The sequence below is a fragment of the Paenibacillus sp. FSL W7-1279 genome (assembly GCF_037969845.1).
Taxonomy (GTDB): domain Bacteria; phylum Bacillota; class Bacilli; order Paenibacillales; family Paenibacillaceae; genus Paenibacillus_AQ.
Genome location: NZ_CP150215.1, coordinates 7204042 through 7223861 on the forward strand (window position 1 = coordinate 7204042; position 19820 = coordinate 7223861).

Consider the following 19820-nt stretch of genomic DNA (forward strand, 5'->3'; position numbering starts at 1 on the left):
GACGCAATGGCCCCGTTAAACGAAGAACAATTGCATCAAATACGCGACGAACGAAAAGAACAAATCATGCGAGCTGCCATCAAGGTATTTTCCAGAAGAGGTATTTTCGGAACCAAGATGAGCATGATCGCCAGTGAAGCCGGGGTCAGCCACGGTCTTCTCTATCATTATTTTAAATCCAAAGACGAGTTGTTCATCACGCTCGTTCAATGGTCGATGGAGGAGGCACGGCTAGCGCTCTCCGAAATCTATAACGTGCCCGGTGCCCCTCTTGAGAAAATTACATTGCTAACCTCCATGATTCTCCAAGAGGATGATAATACGCACTTTATGCTGATTCAGCAAGCACGTACCTCGGATGGCGTGCCCGAAGAGGCCAAGCGGATTATCGAGAGCTATTCCATCCATGCCTTTGTTGACCAGCTGATGCCGCTGTTCGAAGCCGGGCAGGATGCCGGGGAGATTGCGGCAGGCGATCTGAGAGAGCTCGTAGCCTGTTATTTATCCGTGCTATCGGGATTAATGACGCTGAAGTCCCAAGAGGACCCGAGCTATACGCCCCCTAAGGCGGAGCTGCTGCTGCGACTGCTTAGGAACGGATAAGGATAATAACGCAAACCAAACACACCTCCCATGAAACCACCGGATCTTTTCCGTACATTTCATAAGAGGTGTGTTTTTGACTATTGTCGTATATCAGAGGGGCGTCTCGGGTTCATGCTTCTCCTGTTCCCGAATCTGCGAGCCGTCGCTCAGCGTAATCCAAGTGTCGAACTGCCGCTGTCCTTCATGCAGGCGAATAACCCTCGCACCACGGAGCATGCCTTCCCGGCCATATGTACCATAACCGGTAGCTCTGCCGTAACAAAGACGGATGCCGTGCAGCTCCCCCCAGTAATCATTGATATGATCATGTCCGGCGAACGTGCCCATCACATCGCCCCGCTCCAGCATGGCCGCGAACAGACCGGTATTCACCTCCGGACAGCATACCCTTTCAAACTTGCTGCCGTAACACGTCTTCCGCTCCCACACCTCACGATACTCCGGCAGAGGGATATGGAAAAAAGCCAATGACGGCAGCGGATTCCCTTGATGCTTGGCGCTGTAAGCCAAGGACGCCATCTCATACCAGCGGATCTGATCGCGCCGAATCCAATCGTACCCCGGAACTGCAGGATGTTCGGACTCTCTCCCTGAATCGAAGAAGTACAAGACGGCCGCTGTCTCTTCCCCATTGCTGCCGTATAAAGGAAGCGTATAATTCCCTACGCCTTGAATTTCCGGCGAGCCGTGCTCTGCACAGTTGTAGGTGTGCTGCAGGGCTGCATCCATAAGCTCTTCACGTGTGATATCCCCCTCCGTATCATGATTCCCGAATACGAAGGCCCAGCGAATTCCGCGTGACTCCACCGTCTTGACAACATCCTTGAAGGCCTGCACTGGATCCTGGCACTTTTTCCAGCCGGGATCGGCTTCCCCCGAATAAATGAGATCGCCCGTAAATACCACCAGATCAGGCTGCTCCAGGTCCAATACCGTTTCCATGCAGCGCCGGCTCATCTGATCCTCCGGCTCCCCATTCTTCCAATGAATATCTGTGAATTGCACAATCTTGAAGGTATGATCGTCTCCGAATCGAAGAGTTGGCTTCAACATAACCGTCTCCTTTACATGGACATGTGGTTTTTCAATGAATTTATGTGGTTTTATGTGTATATTAGTGGGGAAAACAATGAAAAGTCAATGTTTTTTTGTTGACAACACGGTTTAACCAGCCTAGTATAAAATCGAATCCACATCTTCGGTCAACATCAGTCATATACAATATTGAGGTGAATGAATTTATGTCTGTAACCTATGAGGAACGCAGGGGGAAGATCCTAAATCAATTGGAGCTGGAGGGCAAGGTGAGAGTCCACGCCCTTGCGGAGCAGCTGGAGGTATCCGCGGAAACGATCCGCCGCGATTTGGACCGGTTAGAGAAAGAAGGCCAGCTGCGCAAAGTTTACGGCGGCGCCGTCAAATCTCGTTCCGGGCATATTGAACCGTCCTTCACCAGCCGTTCCCAGACATGCGCAGAGGAAAAGGCCGCGATCGGTAAACTCGCCGCCTCCCTAGTCAAGGAAGGGGAGACCATTCTGCTGGATAACGGAACAACCACGATTGAAGTCATCCGTTATCTTAAGGACCGGTCCGATGTGACGGTCATCACCCATTCGCTGCCTGTCCTGAATCTGGCTATGGAGATTTTTCAGGGAAAGATTATTTATATCGGCGGGGATATGGACCGGACCAAGCAGGCGGCAACAGGTCCTCTCACTGAAATGCTGCTGGAACAGTTCAAGGTCAATAAAGCATTTATCTCGGTCGGCGGTATCTCCTTAACCGATGGCATTACCGATTACAATCTGGATGAAGCCTACATATCGCGAAAAATGCTGGAGCGTTCGGAGGAAGGCATCGTTCTTGCCGATCACACCAAGCTCGGGGTAACCACGTTCTCGAAGCTCGCCAAACTGGAGGACATCTCCATGGTTATCACGGATCCGGGCTGTTCGCAGGAATGGGTGGATAATCTGTCCGCCCGCAGCATTGAAGTCCTTATCGGACATTTCTGATGGAGCTGCTATCCCTGCTGTTGGTGCTGTCTTCCGGTCTTACCCATGCCCTCTGGAATCTGTTCACGAAGCGAAGCATTCATAAATCGGTGTTTCTGTGGTGCATCCATTCTGTCACCTTAATCCTCCTGATGCCTTCATTTCTCATGGAGATGTCAGGGCTAAAGCTGGAACCGCACATTTACGGACTTATGCTGCTGTCTATGACCATTCAGGGCTTCTATATTACGCTGCTCTCCAAAGCCTATACCCATGGCGATATGTCCCAGGTATACCCGTTTATGCGAGGGCTTGGGGCCATGCTGACCTCGCTGTGCAGCCTCGTGTTGTTCCATGAGCATCTAAGTGCAGCGGGTTATATGGGCCTTAGCATCATTATCTTTTCGTTGTTTGCTTTATCGGGTTTGAAATTCAGAGGCCCTTCCAGCCTGAACCCCAAGGCCTTAATCTATGCTTGCCTGGTTGGGCTATGCATTTCCGGATATACCCTGACCGACAAGGCTGTTCTGGACGCAGGGGTCTCTCCGATCGCCCTGATTCAATTATCCAATATCAGTTATTTCATCGCTCTCATCGTTCCCGTGATACTGTCCAGAGGGCTGAAACAGGAATGGACGGTGAACTGGCGCACGATTCTGTTGGGCTCCATCCTGGCACCGGGATCGTACTTGCTATTCCTGTTCGCCATGCGGCTTACTCCGCTTGCACACATCGCGCCGGTTCGTGAAATCAGCACGGTATTCGGCACTCTGCTCGGCATCATCGTTCTGCGTGAGCAGCAAGGCTGGCGGCGAATCATTACATCCGTGCTCATCACGCTGGGTATCATCACCATTGCATCATGGGGGTAGCAACAGTCATTGCTGCAGCAATCCTGTACACATGATGCATATTATTTTATTCAGCTTCTATGCATAAAGATCAAATTGTTCTTACCAAGGAGGTTTTATCGATGGCTAAACGCGTCATTATTCTTGGAATTGATGGAGCAGGCAGGTTCGTTCAAGAAGCGGATGCACCGCATCTTCACGCCCTGCTGCAAGCTGGAGCCTACTCGTACGATGCGCAGACCGTATTTCCCAGCATCAGTGCTGAATGTTGGGGCTCGTTGTTATATGGCGTAAGCCCGGCCCAACACGGTCTTGATAATGACCGGGCGATCCACGGGCAAATTCCGGATGACTTCCCCTATTCGTCACTATTCAAGCTGGCCCGCCAGCAATGGCCGGATGCTCCTCTGTCCGCGTTCAGCTGCTGGGAACCGATCAACACAGGAATCATTGAGAATACGATCAATGTTCATATGGAATCCAAACCCGATCCCGAGCTGACGGAAGCCATCGTCGATTATATTCATCAGCAGCCCGATTTCAAACTGATGTTCATTCAGTTGGATCACCCCGACGGCGCGGGCCACAAGTACGGATTCGGTACTGATAAGCAGCTGGAGCAGATTGCCGTTACGGATAAGTACGTAGACATGATAATCGAGGCACTGGATGATCAGCAACTGCTGGAAGATACGTGGATCATCACGGTTACGGACCATGGCGGCGGAGGCGCTCATCCTAATGACCATGGCAGTGACCATCCGATGGATATGACCATCACCTGGGGGATTACGGGTCCGGGCGTAAAACCCGGCCTTCTCGACGCTCCGATCAGCATCATGGACACGGCCGCCGTCATCGGTCATGTGCTGGGGCTGCACACACCGGATTGCTGGGAAGGCAAGGTGCCCGAAGGAATATTTTAACCAGAAAATCGAGTTATGGCGGAAGCCCGTCCTTATAAAGGATCATCTATTCATTATATAAAAGCCGGCGATTACACGCCGGCTTCTTTCGTAATGAGGATTTCTTCTGTTGTCTTCACGTCGGCAAACCATCTCAGGGTAGCGTTCACATGATCTATGATCTGCTGCGCGGTTAACACCGAATTGTTCCAGGTGCTGTGTGCATCGGCTACCAGCGTGACATCATAGCCCAAACTGGACGCTCTCCTGCACGTGGTGTCTACGCATAAATCACTCTGCATACCTGCAAGAATCACATGTTCTATGCCTTGCTGCTTCAGTTTCTCTTCAAGTGAGGTGTTATAGAATGAATCCGGTCTGGTCTTCTGAATGATCGTATCCGACATCGCAGGCGCAATCTCACGGTTAATCTTCCACGCCTCCGACCCTGCCATCAAACCTTCGTCATTATGTTGTATGTAGAGGATAGGAATGCCGCCGCTTCTGGCTTTTGCGATCAGCTGCTTGAGATTGTGGAGCAATCGATCCCCTTCAAACACCGGATCATTCACTTGAAACATCTCATTCTGTACATCAATGACCAAAAGCGCACTCTTCTTCAACTACAACACCCTCCTGTACGATTCATGTACTCATCGATTTCATTATAGAACGAACGTTCTTATGATGTATATAAAAATTTAGATCTCTCATTAAAAAATGAACTCATTTCGCACAAAAAAGGAATCCCTCTCTTAGGACTCCCCTGCGTCTTCTTTGGCTCCCTTCGTAAAGCCGATAACTAGCAGCCAAGGCAACCTTCAGCTACTCCTCCTCGACGATAACCCTCGGGTGTGCCGACTTTTTCTTTCCATTATGCTGATGAAGCTTCCTCATCGTCTTGTAAAGCTGCTGTAACTCCTGTTCATCCAGAACGTCGAACATAGAGGTTTGGAAATCCGACAGCAGCGGAATAATTTCTTCCAGCAGGGCCTGTCCCTTATCCGTTAGCGAGATATACTTTACCTTCCAATCCTGCTTGCGGACAATCAGATCCAGCTTCTCCAGCCGTTTTACCATATGGGAGACACCGCCGCCGCTAATGGAAAGATATTCGGCCAGCTCCTGCTGTGATAAAGGTTGGTGCGCGAAGACCTGGATCAAAACGTCGAATTGGGCAACCGTGATGCAGAACGGCTGTAAGAACTCATTCGAGAGGTGATTGCCGATCTGTTGAAAACGGGTGATCCGAATCCAGGACAGCATAGCTAATCGGTTCTCCTGATGAAATCCCAATTGTTTCATTGACTCCATTCACCTCCCTACCCTAATCACAGTCAATTTATCACTCAAGTGATAGGCTGTCAAATCAACGCCCGCAGGAAAGGCGATAACCAGTTATGAATATTTGATATAACAATTAACATCTTTATCCGTTTGTTATATATACCAATTTATTCTCTCCAATTTATTGGCGTTGGAAGCGTCTAATCTTGAAATATATCCATGGACACGATACTATGGACATAGAATCTTTGAACTATATGCACCCGAGCAATGTATTCCTTTTGTGCATTCAAACATAACAACTGTAACTTTTTATTAAATGTATCATTAGACTTTGACATAAACGCCACAAAATGATATATCAAATTCAGGGAGTGGATCCGCAATGGAACAAATTCCACTATATCAACATATCGTAAATGCTTTAACGGCCAAGATTGAATCCGGAGAGCTCCAGGCTGGAGATCAGCTTCCAACCGAAGCCGAGATTTCGAAGGAATACAACGTCAGCCGGATCACCTCGAAGAGGGCGCTGACCGAGCTGGAGAATGCCAAGCTGATCTACCGGATCCAAGGTAAGGGAAGCTTCGTGAGCACAGACAAAGCCCCCCAAAGGCACCTGAGCAAGACGAATAAGGAGATCCTGCTGATTCTGCCATTCGCTCATAACCCGGGACTTGGTGATTACGAAAAAGGCATCAACGAATATCTCGCAACGACTGACTACACTTTGAACATTCAGTCCAATACGATTGTCGGACAGCGGAAGCTGCTGGAAGCCGCGCTTCAAAGCGCCAATTCGGGGCTGATTCTCTACCCGATAAGCAGCATCTCGGATCTTGGCATTCTGTATCAGTATCACCTGGCACAGTACCCGCTGGTGACGATGGATAAATGCATTGAAGGGATTCCGTTCCGTTCGGTTGTCTCCGACAACTTCGGTGGCGGGTATCAGGCCTCCAAACATCTGATCGAGAATAATCATAAGAAGATCGCCTTTATCTCCTCCTTGAAGGTAGAGAACTCTTCCTCGATCCGGGAGCGGTATTTCGGCTATTTGAAAGCTTTGTATGATTACAAACTGATCGATTACAGCGTCAATGACGTGACCGACCGGTACTTAACCCATGACAACGACAACGGCAGAGAATACTATACTCAGTTTATTCAAGCCGTTGTGACGCAGGGAATTACGGGTATTGTTGCAGAGAATGACCTCATCGCGATCGAGATCATTCAGATTGCCAAAGAGCTGGGCCTGTCGGTACCGGATGATTTCTCCATCGTGGGCTTTGACAACATTCATCTCGCGGGCTTCGTTGAACCCAAGCTGACCACCATATCCCAGGATTTCGGACAGATGGGGTATCAGGCTGCACAGAGCCTTATCACCCTGATCGAGAATCCCCAGGATCACCCGCATGAGAATACCGTGGTTCCCGTTCGTCTCATTGAACGACAGACCGTGAAGAAGCTGTGACACGCCTATTTCTAAAAACCAAAGGAGACTTTTACATGCTGAACTATATCGATACAAGGCAAGGCACCAATAACCAATATACCTATTCCAACGGGAATGCGCTTCCTTATACGGGTGTACCTTTCGGTATGAACCATTATGTCGTCCAGACCAAAAACGAAGGAAGCTGGTTCTTCAACCCTAATGACCGCGTCTTCCAAGGCATTCGCCTGACACACCAGCCAAGTCCATGGATGGGCGATTTCGCCCACTTCCTGATGACTCCGATTGCGGACGACAAAATCAGAGGGTCCGTCTTCACCTGTCAAAGCTCCTACCGGCCTGAAGAAGCGACATTCAAACCCCACCATCTCAGAGTGAAGCAGCAGCGTTATAACATCACCACGGAGCTGGTTCCCAGCACCTACGGTGCGGCAATGCGTATGAAGTACAATTCCGGGCAGCAGGCAGGCTTTGTCCTGAATGTTAATAACATAAGCGAGTTCCGACTGGATGCAGCCCAGCGCAAATTAACTGGCTATGTCAGCAACTTCGCAGGCTGTCACGATGACGGGTTCCGTATGTACGTAGCCATGAGCTTTAGCAAGGACATAGATCTTGCTACAACAGGTTATTACAACGAAGAAGGCAAGTTCTTCCCTGCGGTTGCTTTTGGAAGAGTCGACCAGCATGTCGTCATTCGTTTCAAAAACTGTGAAAGAGACGTGCTGGATGTTAAACTGGCGACGTCGTTTATTAGCCTGGAGCAAGCAGAGCTTAACCTTGCGCGCGAGCTTGACATATCCCTGGATGAGCAGAAGGAACTGGCTGCACAAGCCTGGAATCATTACCTGAACAAAATCCGGGTTACTCACTCGAACGAAGAATATATGCGCACCTTCTATACTTGCCTGTACCGCATGTTCCTGTTCCCGCAGAGGTTTTATGAGCTGGATGCCAACATGGAGCCGGTACATTACGACACTACGGCCCGGTCCGTCAAGAAGGGCATTCTCTATACCAATAACGGCTTCTGGGATACTTACAAAACCGTATATCCGCTCTATTCCATCATCGCGCCCAAGGAATATGAGGAAATGCTGGAAGGTTTCCTGAATTCCTACCGCGAGACCGGCTTCCTGCCAAAATGGCTGTCCCCGGATGAGCGCGGGCTGATGCCAGGCACGCTTATTGACGCCGTCATTGCGGATGCGGCGGCTAAGGGACTGGCTCAGCACCTGCTGCCGGAACTGCTGGAAGCCATGCTGACCGCAGCCACCACGCAGAGCGGACAGAACTGTTATGGACGGCAAGGAACGCTGGATTACATCAAGTACGGTTATGTTCCAAGCAGCTATCACGAGAGCGTGAACCACACGCTGGATTACGCATACAGCGACTACTGCATCAGCCGCGTGGCCGATGTCTTGGGCCGATCTGATGTTGCAGACCAATACAGACAAAGCGCGCTCAACTACAGAAATATTTTCGATGCAGAAACCGGGTTTATGCGGGCCAAGGATCAGGACGGCCAATTCCGTCCGGATTTCAACGATACGAGCTGGGGGCTTGATTATGCCGAGGGAAGCGCCTGGCAGACCAGCTTTGCCGTATTCCAGGATTTCCAAGGCTTGATCGAGGCGTATGGTTCGGAGAAACGTTTTTTCGATAAAATCACCGAATTGTGCAACAAAGCACCGGACTTCGACGTACGGGGCTACGGCTTTGAAATTCATGAGATGAGTGAGATGGCTGCCATCGACTATGGCCAGCTGGCGATATCCAATCAGCCAAGCTTCCATATTCCTTATCTGTTCAACTATGTCGGGCAGCCCGCATCATCCCAGGTCGTCCTCAAACAGCTGATGTCGAACCTGTTCAACAGCGGCTTTGACGGTTTCCCGGGGGACGAGGATAACGGCAGCATGTCCGGATGGTATGTGTTTAGCTCCATGGGCTTCTATCCGGTATGTCCGGGCAGTAATGAATATGTGCTCGGCATCCCGTTATTCGACAGCGTGAGTATTGAGCTGCCAAACGGCAAACAGATGTTGATTCATACCGACAACAACAATCCGCAGTCCAACTTCGTGGCCAGCGTTCAATTGGAAGGACAGGATTACACCAAACTGTACATTACGCATGAGGATATTCTGGCAGGCAAGTCCCTCGATTTCCGTCTCGGGCTGGCTCCAAGCTACCGTGCTTACAGCTCTGATGAGCTCCCGTTCTCGATATCGAAGAAGTAACGATCACAGCTTAGTTCATATATATAAGGGGTATCCCCATCAGGACAGCGGCCTGGGGATGCCCCTTTTTGTTATTCCGTTTTTCAGCAATTGGTTATATAACTTCAACGGCGCAGGGTATTCTTCCTGATATTCAAATAACAGGAATTTTCAAGATCACCTCGGGTAACAATACACTTGATTCACACTATGATCTATTGCTAAAAAATTGCGGGGTGACTTTCATTGTGGTCAGTAATTGTATCCTATATTCCGAAGTGGACGATTTGGGTTCAAGCTTTACTACTCGTACTGGTACCCTTCCTCATGCTGGCGTTAACCCATTGGTTTCGCAAATCTATTAATTCGAGTTACGCCCTCAAACCGAACAAGCCCTCTCCCCCCGAGAGAGAGGATAGCGTTTCGCCACAGGCTCTCTTGACGGGGCTTTACGATGCGGATTTAACATCCGTCCGTAAAGCAATCGGTAACAACGGGGACGTGGAAATCAGAGAATTTACGATCCGGGGAACGGGAACGCGGGCAGCCATCGTTTTTGTCGACGGATTGATGAACAACGATCTTATGGACACCCATCTTATAAGGCCCCTCATGTTGGTGGGAATTCCAGAAGCGGAGCAGGAACAGTTCAATCGTTCAAGCGATACGATCAAAGCCTATATCAGCAGCCAGATGCTCCCTGTAAGCGAAATTAAACATACCGCTAGATTACTGGAACTCGTACAATCTGTTCTTGTGGGCACAACCGGTTTATTGGTAGATGGAATGCAAGGCGCCTTCCTGATTGGTTCTGCCAAGGGGAAGAGCCGAAATCTGGAGGAACCTCTATCCGAAGCACTTCTTCGAGGCCCGCGTGTCGGGTTTACCGAGAGATTGGCCGACAATACAGGATTACTGCGGCTTCACGGAAAAAACGAAAGCCTTCTGCTCACCCGATTTGAGGTTGGGAACCGCGTGAAAAAGGATCTGATCATTGCCTATATGAAGGATATTGCCGACCCGAAGCTAGTCGAGGAGGTCGTTACGCGAATTCAGAAACTCGAAATTGATGACCCTCTCGAGTCAGGATACATCGAGCAATTGATTGAGGAAAATGTCATGAGTCCTTTTCAGCAAGTGCAGAACACGGAAAGACCCGACAGGGTGATCGGGGCTTTACTGGAAGGGCGGGTAGCTATCCTGCTTGATGGCACGCCGTATGCGCTAATCGTCCCTGTCACGTTCAGCATGCTGCTGCAGTCGCCGGAGGATTACTACGAAAGATGGATCTCGGGATCCTTTGTCCGCTTATTGCGTTTTCTCTCCGCCCTGCTGGCACTTCTGGCTCCGGCACTCTACATTTCGTTTATTTCTTTTCATCCCGGGCTGATTCCAACCAAGCTGGCGCTAACGATCATTGAAACCAGGCAAGGCGTGCCCTTTCCCTCAATCATCGAAGCGCTCATCATGGAAATCGCCATTGAAATATTGCGGGAGGCCGGGATTCGGCTCCCGAAACCCATCGGGCCTGCGATGGGCATCGTAGGCGGTCTGATTATTGGCGATGCTGCCGTACAAGCCGGTATTGTCAGTCCGTTTCTCGTTATTGTCGTGGCCGTAACCGCCATCTCTTCCTTCACGATCCCAGTATACAGTGCCGGCATTACACTGCGCGTTCTTCGGTTTACCGCGATGTTCTTTGCGGCAGTGCTTGGACTGTATGGTGTCGTGATGTTCTTCCTTCTTCTCTGCAGTCATTTGGTCATACTGAAGAGCTTCGGCGTACCTTATGCAAGTCCAATGGTGCCTTACGGCATCAGTGACTTGAAGGACTTCCTCATTCGGTTCCCGCTGAAGGTGATGAAGAAACGACCTCGAATGTTAAAACCGAACGACCCTGACCGCAGAAATTAATCATCCTAAGCACGAAATGAGGCGAGGACCATGAGCAGCTCAAATAACACCCATGACCAGATCACCACGTCTCAAGCTGCCGTCATGATCATTAACTACATGCTGGGTGCCGGTATTCTGACACTTCCCAGAACGACGGTAGAGGCTGCCAAAACGCCGGATGTGTGGATCTCGATTCTCATCTCCGGTTTGATCATCCTGTTGGCAGGAATGATCGTTGTGTCGTTATGCCGAAGATTTCAAGGGAAAACATGGTTTCAATTTGTACCTGAGATCACCGGGAAATGGCTGGCTTTTGTTCTAGGCCTGCTGTTTATTGGTTATTTCATTATCATCGCCGCTTTTGAGATCCGGATTATGGCGGAGGTAACGGGGTTATATCTGCTGGAAGGCACACCCGTCTGGGCCATCGTGATGACCTTTATGTGGATCGGCCTGTATTTGACCACCGGGGGGATCAACAGCATCGCCAGAATCTGCGAGATCATTCTACCGATTACGCTGGTTTTTTTCCTCATAGCGATCCTGTTGAGCAGCAATATTTTTGATATCAAAAACTTAAGGCCGGTACTCGGCTCAGGGTTTATGCCCGTGATTCGGGGGTTAAAGCCATCTTTGCTGTCTTTTACGGGTTACGAGATCATGTTTGTTTCCATGGCGTTTATGAAGTCTCCCAAAAAAGGCACCAAAGCCATGCTCGTTGGCATTACGGTTCCCCTGGTTATCTATTTAATCACCGTCATTATGGTTATTGGCGGGCTGTCCATAAACGGAGTTGAAACAAGAACATGGCCGACACTGGACTTAATGCGGAGTTTTGAAATGCAGGGACTGATATTCGAACGTTTTGAGTCCCTGCTGCTTGTCATCTGGATCATGCAAATATTCTCGACCTTTGCGATAACGCATTACGCAGCCTCGTTAGGATGGTCCCAGCTTCTTAAGACGAAAATACGGCCCTTTCTCTTTATCCTGCTTCCTGTCATCTTCCTCATCGCGATGATTCCGAAGGACGTATCGGAAACATTCAAGCTGGGAGATGTGGTAGGCAATGCCTCTATCTACTTATTTGGCGCTTTACCATTACTCTTGCTTCTGATCAGCATCGCCCGTAAGAAAGGTGTGAAGCCGAAATGAACAGGTATTTACGATTTACGTCACTATGGACGGCCAGCATCCTGCTGTTTCTGACTACCGGCTGCTGGAGCAGCAACGAGATCGAGGATGTCAGCGTCTATGTTGGATTGGGACTCGATACAGCGAATGAATCCAGTTTCGAACGAGATATCAATAAACAAGGGGCAACCTATCCGAAGAAGAAAGTACTGACGGCAACGGTTCAGATCGTACCCCCAATTGCGGGAAAGAACGAGAAGCAAGGAGGGTCCAGTTCTTCATCGCCAAGCAAGGCCTACCTGAACGAACAGTTGACGGGCGACTCCATCATTCAAATCTTTCGCCAATTTGCATTACGTAGAGACCGGCCGCTTATCGGCCATCATCTGAAGGTCATCGTGGTTTCTAGCGAATTAGCCAAAAGGTACAGCCTGGAACAGGTATTTGACTTTATTCTCCGCGATAATGATATCCGCCCCAGCTGCCTAGTGGTGGTCAGCCACCGAAGCGCGCTTGAAGCGTTAAGCTCTACTGAACCCGGGGAGATCCCTGCTTTCTACTTGATGGGACTCGTGGATAACCGTTATCGTTCCAACAAAATCATCCCACCCGTGACCCTCATTAAGCTTGACAGCGCCATGCAATCCGGGGAAAGCTTCCTGTTACAAAATGTCGTTACCGCTCAAAGCGAGCATAAATTCTCGGGAGCCGCCATTTTCAAAGGCAAGACCAAGAAATGGATCGGGGAATTAAGCCAATATGATCTGGAAGGCTTGTCTTGGATTACGGCAGACGTGATGGGAGGCGCGCTGAAGACGTATGCGCCGAAGACCGGCCATACCGTAACCTTTGAGCCCAAGAAATCCCACAGCACCATCATACCTAAGGTTCAGGGGGACGAAATTTCATTTCATATCAAGGTCCATGCCGAAGGCAGATTAATCGAGGACTGGAGCTTTCCGGAGATTCCCTCAACGGGTGGATACATCTTAGAGATGGAGCAGCAGTTTGAAGAAGAGGCCCGTAAACAGATCGAACAGGTCCTGAACAAAATGCAGCATGTCTATCATGTGGACGTTGGGGGTTTTGGCAATGAAATCCGCATCAAACATCCGAAAGTGTGGAAGAAGGTGCAGGAGAATTGGGATGAAACCTTCAGTCATATCCCCATTACGTATGAAGTAAACATGCGAATCACGGACTTCGGTTCCTCAACAGATTAAACGAGCGCTGACAATGACGGTCAGCGCTCTTTAAGTTCTCGCTGTTGATTACACCAGAAACATCGCTACGACTGTAGTAGCAGCCAGACCCAGCAGCACCGGCTTCAAATTTCGCCTTGCCAGCTCGAATGGGCTGACTCCGCAGATGGCTGCAGCCGGAATCAACGCCCACGGAATGAGCGTGCCGCCGCCTACCCAGATGGCGGCAACCTGCCCAAGCGCTGTCAGTGTAGCCGCACCTGAGCCGATAGCCGTAGCGAACAGCTGCGCGATCGATCCGGCTAACGAGATACCGGAGAAACCCGAACCGTCCAGACCCGTAATGGCACCGGTGATCGTCAACGTTACCGAACCTACCGCGCCGTTCAGCGGCACCGCATTCGCGAGGGCAACCCCCAGGTCGTTCACGATGCCATGGGATGCTTCCGGAAGCACTTTACCGAATAAATCGGTAAATGCCGCATCCCCCAAATAGAAGAACGCCGCGATAGGAATGACAGGACCGAATACCTTGAATCCAAACATGAATCCCTCGATCAAATAAGAGGTGACCTTCTCCAATCCCCGGTTACGATGAGCGACCAGGGCAATGACACTGAGGATCAGGACGGCTGTGCCGCCGACCAAGGCCGTTGCATCTCCGCCCTGCAGCTTTAGGATGAACATGACGACAACATCTGCTGCGAACAACAGCAGAATGACGATAGCCAACCATTTTTTCATAGCCGGGGATATGGCCGCAACAGCCTCATCCTCTTCGGTACGCGTGGTGAGCGTGTCTCCCGTGTTTTTAATGGTTACCAGTCCATCTCTCCAGCTGCCGTTCCGCTGATCTCTGCGCATCATCCAGAATGCCGCCACGGTTGTTACAAGTCCCATCACGATCACGAGCGGCACACTGGCAGCCATGACACTGGATACAGGCAATCCAGCCGCATCCGCGGTTAATTTGGGCGCCCCCTGGATAATATAGTCTCCCGATAACGCAATGCCGTGTCCGAACAGATTCATTGCCACCGCCGCACCGAGAGCCGGCAAACCCACACGGATAGCCACAGGGAGCAAGACCGCACCAATTAACGCAACTGCCGGTGACGGCCAGAAGAAAAAGGACGTTACCATCATAATGATTCCGATGCCCCAGTAAGCCATCGCGGGAGTACGCAGAAAGCGGGTTAACGGAGCCACCATCGTCTCGTTGATCCCCGTCTTGATCAAGACCCGGCTCATCGCCACGATGATGGATATAATCATGATGGTGCCCATCAGCTCTTTGGTCGCATAGATGAATGAATCAAACACACCGGAGACCGAGCCGCTCAGCGTTTCCGTTGCCAGAAGGCCAAGCGCAAATATTCCGGTAATACAAACAAGCGCCGTATCGCGCCGCCGAATCAACAGCGTCATGATCAGGACGATAAACGCCAGATACACCCAGTGAATCGCGGTTAAATGAATCCCCATATGAATCACGCCCTTTCCCAGGCAGCAGGTTTGATGTGACTACATCTTATGCATGGGCCTGGGCAAAGGTTAATTTGGGATCGTACAATTGGTTACCTTCCGTTCAGAAACATGAACCTCTGGATTTCCAACGCCCTCTCCAATTCGGTATAGTAAGTACATAATGTAGTTAGGAGTTTCAAAGGAGCTGGAACCGTGTATACCATCCTGATTGTGGAAGACGATGAACGAATCGCGGATAAATTAAGATCGGCTATTTCCAAATATGATTTCAACGTACGGATCACCGAAGACTTCAGCCGCGTGATGGACATTTTTGCGGATACGAAGCCGGATCTTGTTCTGCTGGATGTCAATCTGCCGAAATTCGACGGATTCTATTGGTGCAGGCAAATCCGTACCCAATCGCACTGCCCGATCATCTTCATCTCGGCCCGAGACAGCGGCATGGATCAGATTATGGCCTTGGAAAACGGGGCGGACGATTATATTACGAAGCCGTTTGACATGGAGCTTGTTCTGGCGAAAATCCGCAGCCACCTGCGCCGTGCGGTCGGTGCCTATGCCTCCGGCCAGGAGGATGAGCATACCATCGAAAGCGCCGGTCTTATCATCTATCCCGAGCGATTCGTTGTGACCTATGGAGACGAATCAGCCGAGCTTACCCAAAAGGAAGCAGCCCTGCTGACGATGCTGATGGAAAAAGAGGGCCGTGTGGTCAGCCGCGAGCGGCTGCTGGACCTGATGTGGGAGGATCAGCACTTCATTGATGACAATACGTTAAATGTTTATATTACAAGGGTTCGTCGCAAGCTTCGTGAGCTGGGCGCCGGAGATCTTATCGAAACCGTCCGGGGAGCAGGCTACCGGTTCATGACGGGCAGGGAGACCCCATGAAACTTTTCTTGCGGGAGCATCTCCCGCTCATGCTGTTTTTTACCGTTCAAATGCTGCTTGTCCCCCTGCTGTACTGGCTTACCGGTGAAGGCAGGCCCTTTACTGTCGTACTATACGGTGTGCTGTTAAGCAGTGTCGTGCTGCTTCTCTATCTTGCTTACCGGTATCTTTCCCATCGCACGATGTATCGGGAGCTTTCTTCTGAGAAGCTTTCGGAGAAGGAATTCTTAAGCCCTCCCCTGGGCGAAGCGCCACTGCCGGAAGCGATACACGAACGGATCGGCCATTATGAGCGCTTATACCGCCAACAGCTGCATCGCCATCAAAGCCAAACCGACCAGCATCTCGCTTTCGTCAACCGCTGGGTACATCAGATGAAGACCCCGCTGTCGGTTATTCAGTTGACGCTCGATGAAGTCGAAGAGGCACCCGCCGAGCATATTCGGGGAGAGCTTGATCGTATTCGCAAAGGCCTCGAAATGGTGCTGTACACCGCGCGCCTGGACCGGTTCGAGCAGGATTTTGCTGTAGAAGCCATCGGGCTCCGTGCTGCGGTAAGCGAATCCGTGGTCGAGAACCGCAAGCTGTTCATTCGCAAGGGGATTACGCCTGTGTTCCAAATCGATGATCGGATCTCCGTCTATACGGATGCCAAATGGTTTCGTTTTATGCTGGGTCAGATATTGACGAACGCCGTGAACTACTCGGGCAGCCCCGGCAAGAAGATTCAATTAACCGCAGAAGCAGCGGGGAAACACATCAAACTCCATATCCGCGATGAGGGAATCGGCATAGCACCGGAGGACATCAACCGGGTGTTCCATCCCTACTTTACCGGAGAGCGCGGTCGGCAATATCATGAATCCACCGGCATGGGCCTGTATCTTGTCCGTGAAATCACTCATAAGCTGGATCACTCCGTTGAGTTGGAATCTAAGTTGGGCGAGGGAACCACCGTTACTTTGATGATGCGCAGAGCCGAAAACCAAGACACATCTGGAACTTAGGTGTGTCTTCTTTGTACTGGAGGAATGACCACAAACCTCACGCCCATAACCTTTAGATACGAACAAAATATACGAACATAACCTTATGGTAGTTGTAAGCTCCGTTTCACCTAAATCCATAGCAGGGCCAGGTCAGTATACGATAGAGTTAGGCTACACTAATAAGGTATACAGAAAGGAGCTTCTGGGTTTATGGATATTCTTGAAGTAAAAGCATTAAACAAAGTATATGCGGGCAAAGTGGCGACACAAGCTCTTACCGATATTCATCTCACTATCAAAGAAGGAGAATTCGTCGGCATCATGGGCCCTTCAGGCAGCGGCAAAACCACCCTGCTGAACATGGTATCCACCATCGATCGTCCAAGCTCGGGCGAGGTCAAGATCGGGGGAAAAAATCCTTACACCATGAAAAAAAGCGAGCTTGCCCACTTCCGCCGCAGACAGCTCGGCTTTGTGTTTCAAGATTTCAACCTGCTCGATACGTTAACCGTTGCCGAGAACATCGTGCTTCCGCTTACGCTGGACCGCCGTCCGCTCAAGGACATGGAGTCGCTGCTGCAGCAAACCGCTTCACGGCTTGGCATCCGCGAAATTCTGAATAAACGCGTGTACGAGATTTCGGGAGGTCAACGACAGCGCACCGCGATTGCCAGGGCTATCATCAGCGCGCCGCTGTTACTGCTTGCGGATGAGCCTACAGGCGCACTCGATTCCAACTCCTCACGGATCGTGATGGAGTCGTTAGCCGAGATTAACGAGCGGGATCGCACCACATTAATGCTGGTTACGCATGATCCTCTCGCCGCAAGCTATTGCAACCGCATCGTTTTTATTAAAGACGGCAAGTTGGCCGCCGAAATTCACCGCGGAGAGAACCGGCAGGCCTTTTTCCAAAAAATCATCGATACGCTATCGTTCTGGGGAGGGAATACAAGTGAGCTTTCCTCAATTCGCGTTTAACAACGTCCGGCGTAACGCACGTCAATATTTCGCTTACCTGCTCAGCAGCTCGTTCATGGTCATGATCTTTTTTACGTATGCGGTATTCATCTATCATCCGGCCATTGAGAATTCGCCTATGGGCACGATGACGCGTACGGGAATGACAATCGCCACGGTCATCGTCTACGTGTTTGCGTTCTTATTCGTGCTGTATTCGATCAGCGTCTTTCTGAAGTCGCGGAACCGGGAGTTCGGCATTCTGACCATCCTCGGAGCTGAAGCCAAACAGATCAATTGGCTGATCTTCCTGGAGAACATTCTGATTGGCGCCATTGCCATCGTAACGGGCATCGCCAGCGGAATGCTGTTATCCAAAGTATTCCTGCTCATCAGCACCAAAGTCATCGATATGGACGAGCTGCCGTTCTATTGGCCGGTTAAAGCGATGCTGCTTACCGCCGGTGCGTTCGCTGCGCTGTTTCTCGTCATTTCGCTCTTCACCTTGTTATTTATCCGGAAGAATCAAGTCCTGGAGCTTCTCAAAGGTACCAGCAAACCGAAAACCGAACCGAGAGCCAATCTGTTCCTGGCCCTCTTGGGCGTGGTGCTGCTTACCATCGGCTTCACCGTCCTTCGCGTCAAAGAGTTAGATCCTGTGGCACTGATCATTGCCGCGGTAACCGGCATTATGGGCACGTATTTTTTCTACTCCCAGCTATCCGTGTGGATTGTCCGTATGCTGCAGCGAAATCGCAGGGCCACCTGGAAAGGAACAAACCTGCTATGGATTTCCGAAATGAGTTACAAGATCAAGGATAATGCCCGCATGCTGTTTCTGGTCACGGTTGTGGTTGCACTGGCTTCCATGAGCACCGGTTTCGTACTGGCTATGCAGCAATCGATCAAATCGGTGTATGTAGATAACCCGTATGCGCTTAGTTACAGCTACAGCTATATCGCCAACGAGACTAAAGTGCAGGATGAGTTGGCCCTGATTGAAAATCATCTGCAGGCAGAAGGGCTGGAGTATAAACGGGAGGAGGTCGAAACCATCTATTATCGCTTGTCAGCGAATGGAGAGGACTCCTTACACATCATCCCGCAATCCCAATACGACCGTTTGGCTGCTTTGATAAATACCAAGCCGGCCGGGACATTCGGCGAGAATGAAGCCTTACTGGCGGAAACGCCGAATGCAGCGAAGAAGAGTAAAGGGAAGCTAACGGAAGCGGATATCGAATTATCCGGTCAGCCCTACTCTTTCATCTTGAAGAACCGCACAGACCGGATTGCGGCTTTGGTATACAGCGGCAGATTGCTTGTCGTTACGGACACCATGTTTGAAGAACTAAGGGGCGGGAACAAAGCAGATGAAATCAGTGTGAGTTATACGTATCCGTTTATTCTTCCCGATTCGCAAGGGCTCCCTCAGAAGGATGATCCTGAAACCAAGTTCGGCCTTGAGTTGTCGGAATGGAACAGAAGTACAATCAGTGAAGGATTTATCGATTCCAGGGCGGCGAACTATTACGTCAATAAACAAGGATTTTCGTTATTCAGCTTTATCGGGGTGTTTGTCGCCTTAATCTTCTCGATCTCATCCGCCAGCTTCCTGTATTTCAAGCTGCATACGGAGCTTTCAGCTGACCAGGCGATGTACCGGTCCCTGTCCAAGATCGGACTCAGCGCCCGTGAGATGAACATCTCCGCGACGATTCAGATTGCTGTGCTGTTCTTTATCCCCATTCTGGTTGCAGCCCTGCAGTCCTTAGTCGTGCTCGGCCCGGTTCTTGCATACCTGGATTCTCCTTTCGTAAGTGGTCCTGTATTGGCGGCTTCATCGGCATTCTTGGCCGCTCAAATGATTTATTTCCTGATCGCCAGAGCCCGTTATATCAAGTCTGTAAATAGGATGATGGTGTAA

General features: G+C 50.3%; 17 protein-coding genes. 13 read left to right on the forward strand and 4 right to left on the reverse strand.

Annotated elements, in window-relative coordinates; genetic code table 11:
• Window positions 1-6: 6 nt before the first annotated feature.
• Window positions 7-603, forward strand: a complete 597-nt coding sequence (locus MKY82_RS32615) for a TetR/AcrR family transcriptional regulator (RefSeq protein WP_339295122.1) — start codon at window positions 7-9, stop codon at window positions 601-603.
• Window positions 604-696: 93 nt separating this feature from the next.
• Here the strand turns inward: MKY82_RS32615 and MKY82_RS32620 are convergent, their stop codons facing one another.
• Window positions 697-1656, reverse strand: a complete 960-nt coding sequence (locus tag MKY82_RS32620) for a metallophosphoesterase family protein (RefSeq protein ID WP_339296737.1) — start codon at window positions 1654-1656, stop codon at window positions 697-699.
• Window positions 1657-1847: 191 nt separating this feature from the next.
• Here MKY82_RS32620 and MKY82_RS32625 point away from each other — a divergent pair, with 191 nt between their 5' ends.
• From MKY82_RS32625 to MKY82_RS32635, 3 genes are all read left to right on the forward strand, one after another.
• Window positions 1848-2621, forward strand: a complete 774-nt coding sequence (locus MKY82_RS32625; protein ID WP_194540087.1) for a DeoR/GlpR family DNA-binding transcription regulator — start codon at window positions 1848-1850, stop codon at window positions 2619-2621.
• Entirely contained in the window at window positions 2621-3472 is an 852-nt protein-coding gene (locus tag MKY82_RS32630) for a DMT family transporter (protein ID WP_216533600.1), read from the forward strand. Before MKY82_RS32625 ends, MKY82_RS32630 begins: the two co-directional genes overlap by 1 nt.
• A 101-nt stretch (window positions 3473-3573) precedes the next feature.
• On the forward strand, window positions 3574-4377 hold the full coding sequence (locus tag MKY82_RS32635; RefSeq protein WP_194540089.1) for an alkaline phosphatase family protein: 804 nt from the start codon (window positions 3574-3576) through the stop codon (window positions 4375-4377).
• Window positions 4378-4448: 71 nt separating this feature from the next.
• Here the strand turns inward: MKY82_RS32635 and MKY82_RS32640 are convergent, their stop codons facing one another.
• A complete protein-coding gene (locus tag MKY82_RS32640) occupies window positions 4449-4979 on the reverse strand; it encodes a cysteine hydrolase family protein (RefSeq protein ID WP_339295123.1) in 531 nt (176 codons plus the stop codon).
• Window positions 4980-5181: 202 nt separating this feature from the next.
• On the reverse strand, window positions 5182-5661 hold the full coding sequence (locus MKY82_RS32645) for a MarR family transcriptional regulator (protein ID WP_194540091.1): 480 nt from the start codon (window positions 5659-5661) through the stop codon (window positions 5182-5184).
• Between the two features lie 367 nt (window positions 5662-6028).
• Here MKY82_RS32645 and MKY82_RS32650 point away from each other — a divergent pair, with 367 nt between their 5' ends.
• The 5 genes from MKY82_RS32650 to MKY82_RS32670 all read left to right on the forward strand — a co-directional run bounded on the left by MKY82_RS32650 (window position 6029) and on the right by MKY82_RS32670 (window position 13583).
• The gene (locus tag MKY82_RS32650) at window positions 6029-7123 is read left to right on the forward strand and encodes a GntR family transcriptional regulator (protein ID WP_339295124.1); all 1095 of its coding nucleotides are present in this window, start codon (window positions 6029-6031) and stop codon (window positions 7121-7123) included.
• A gap of 35 nt (window positions 7124-7158) precedes the next feature.
• The gene (locus tag MKY82_RS32655) at window positions 7159-9351 is read left to right on the forward strand and encodes a GH92 family glycosyl hydrolase (protein WP_339295125.1); all 2193 of its coding nucleotides are present in this window, start codon (window positions 7159-7161) and stop codon (window positions 9349-9351) included.
• A gap of 225 nt (window positions 9352-9576) precedes the next feature.
• Window positions 9577-11244: a spore germination protein gene (locus tag MKY82_RS32660; protein WP_220687190.1), complete on the forward strand. Its 1668-nt coding sequence runs from the start codon at window positions 9577-9579 to the stop codon at window positions 11242-11244.
• A 30-nt stretch (window positions 11245-11274) separates the two neighbouring features.
• Window positions 11275-12381: a spore germination protein gene (locus tag MKY82_RS32665; protein ID WP_220687189.1), complete on the forward strand. Its 1107-nt coding sequence runs from the start codon at window positions 11275-11277 to the stop codon at window positions 12379-12381.
• Window positions 12378-13583 (forward strand): Ger(x)C family spore germination protein, encoded by a 1206-nt coding sequence (locus MKY82_RS32670; protein ID WP_339295126.1) that lies wholly within the window; start codon window positions 12378-12380, stop codon window positions 13581-13583. The genes MKY82_RS32665 and MKY82_RS32670 overlap by 4 nt, the downstream gene beginning before the upstream one ends.
• Window positions 13584-13631: 48 nt before the next feature.
• Here MKY82_RS32670 and MKY82_RS32675 read toward each other — a convergent pair whose 3' ends face one another.
• A complete protein-coding gene (locus MKY82_RS32675; RefSeq protein ID WP_194540097.1) occupies window positions 13632-15047 on the reverse strand; it encodes a hypothetical protein in 1416 nt (471 codons plus the stop codon).
• Window positions 15048-15242: 195 nt separating this feature from the next.
• Here MKY82_RS32675 and MKY82_RS32680 point away from each other — a divergent pair, with 195 nt between their 5' ends.
• From MKY82_RS32680 to MKY82_RS32695, 4 genes are all read left to right on the forward strand, one after another.
• Window positions 15243-15944, forward strand: a complete 702-nt coding sequence (locus MKY82_RS32680) for a response regulator transcription factor (RefSeq protein ID WP_220687187.1) — start codon at window positions 15243-15245, stop codon at window positions 15942-15944.
• Window positions 15941-16951 carry a sensor histidine kinase gene (locus tag MKY82_RS32685; protein WP_339220550.1) on the forward strand — a complete coding sequence of 337 codons (1011 nt, stop codon included), beginning with the start codon at window positions 15941-15943 and terminating at the stop codon, window positions 16949-16951. Before MKY82_RS32680 ends, MKY82_RS32685 begins: the two co-directional genes overlap by 4 nt.
• Before the next feature lie 192 nt (window positions 16952-17143).
• Window positions 17144-17914 (forward strand): ABC transporter ATP-binding protein, encoded by a 771-nt coding sequence (locus MKY82_RS32690; protein WP_071220513.1) that lies wholly within the window; start codon window positions 17144-17146, stop codon window positions 17912-17914.
• The gene (locus MKY82_RS32695) at window positions 17889-19820 is read left to right on the forward strand and encodes an ABC transporter permease (protein WP_339295127.1); all 1932 of its coding nucleotides are present in this window, start codon (window positions 17889-17891) and stop codon (window positions 19818-19820) included. The genes MKY82_RS32690 and MKY82_RS32695 overlap by 26 nt, the downstream gene beginning before the upstream one ends.

What these genes read in the sequence shown, in the direction of transcription:
- MKY82_RS32615 (WP_339295122.1), top strand. Translation starts at nt 7, where the DNA reads ATGGCCCCGTTAAACGAAGAACAATTGCATCAAATACGCGACGAACGA.
- MKY82_RS32625 (WP_194540087.1), top strand. Translation starts at nt 1,848, where the DNA reads ATGTCTGTAACCTATGAGGAACGCAGGGGGAAGATCCTAAATCAATTG.
- MKY82_RS32630 (WP_216533600.1), top strand. Translation starts at nt 2,621, where the DNA reads ATGGAGCTGCTATCCCTGCTGTTGGTGCTGTCTTCCGGTCTTACCCAT.
- MKY82_RS32635 (WP_194540089.1), top strand. Translation starts at nt 3,574, where the DNA reads ATGGCTAAACGCGTCATTATTCTTGGAATTGATGGAGCAGGCAGGTTC.
- MKY82_RS32645 (WP_194540091.1), bottom strand. Translation starts at nt 5,661, where the DNA reads ATGAAACAATTGGGATTTCATCAGGAGAACCGATTAGCTATGCTGTCC.
- MKY82_RS32650 (WP_339295124.1), top strand. Translation starts at nt 6,029, where the DNA reads ATGGAACAAATTCCACTATATCAACATATCGTAAATGCTTTAACGGCC.
- MKY82_RS32655 (WP_339295125.1), top strand. Translation starts at nt 7,159, where the DNA reads ATGCTGAACTATATCGATACAAGGCAAGGCACCAATAACCAATATACC.
- MKY82_RS32665 (WP_220687189.1), top strand. Translation starts at nt 11,275, where the DNA reads ATGAGCAGCTCAAATAACACCCATGACCAGATCACCACGTCTCAAGCT.
- MKY82_RS32670 (WP_339295126.1), top strand. Translation starts at nt 12,378, where the DNA reads ATGAACAGGTATTTACGATTTACGTCACTATGGACGGCCAGCATCCTG.
- MKY82_RS32675 (WP_194540097.1), bottom strand. Translation starts at nt 15,047, where the DNA reads ATGGGGATTCATTTAACCGCGATTCACTGGGTGTATCTGGCGTTTATC.
- MKY82_RS32685 (WP_339220550.1), top strand. Translation starts at nt 15,941, where the DNA reads ATGAAACTTTTCTTGCGGGAGCATCTCCCGCTCATGCTGTTTTTTACC.
- MKY82_RS32690 (WP_071220513.1), top strand. Translation starts at nt 17,144, where the DNA reads ATGGATATTCTTGAAGTAAAAGCATTAAACAAAGTATATGCGGGCAAA.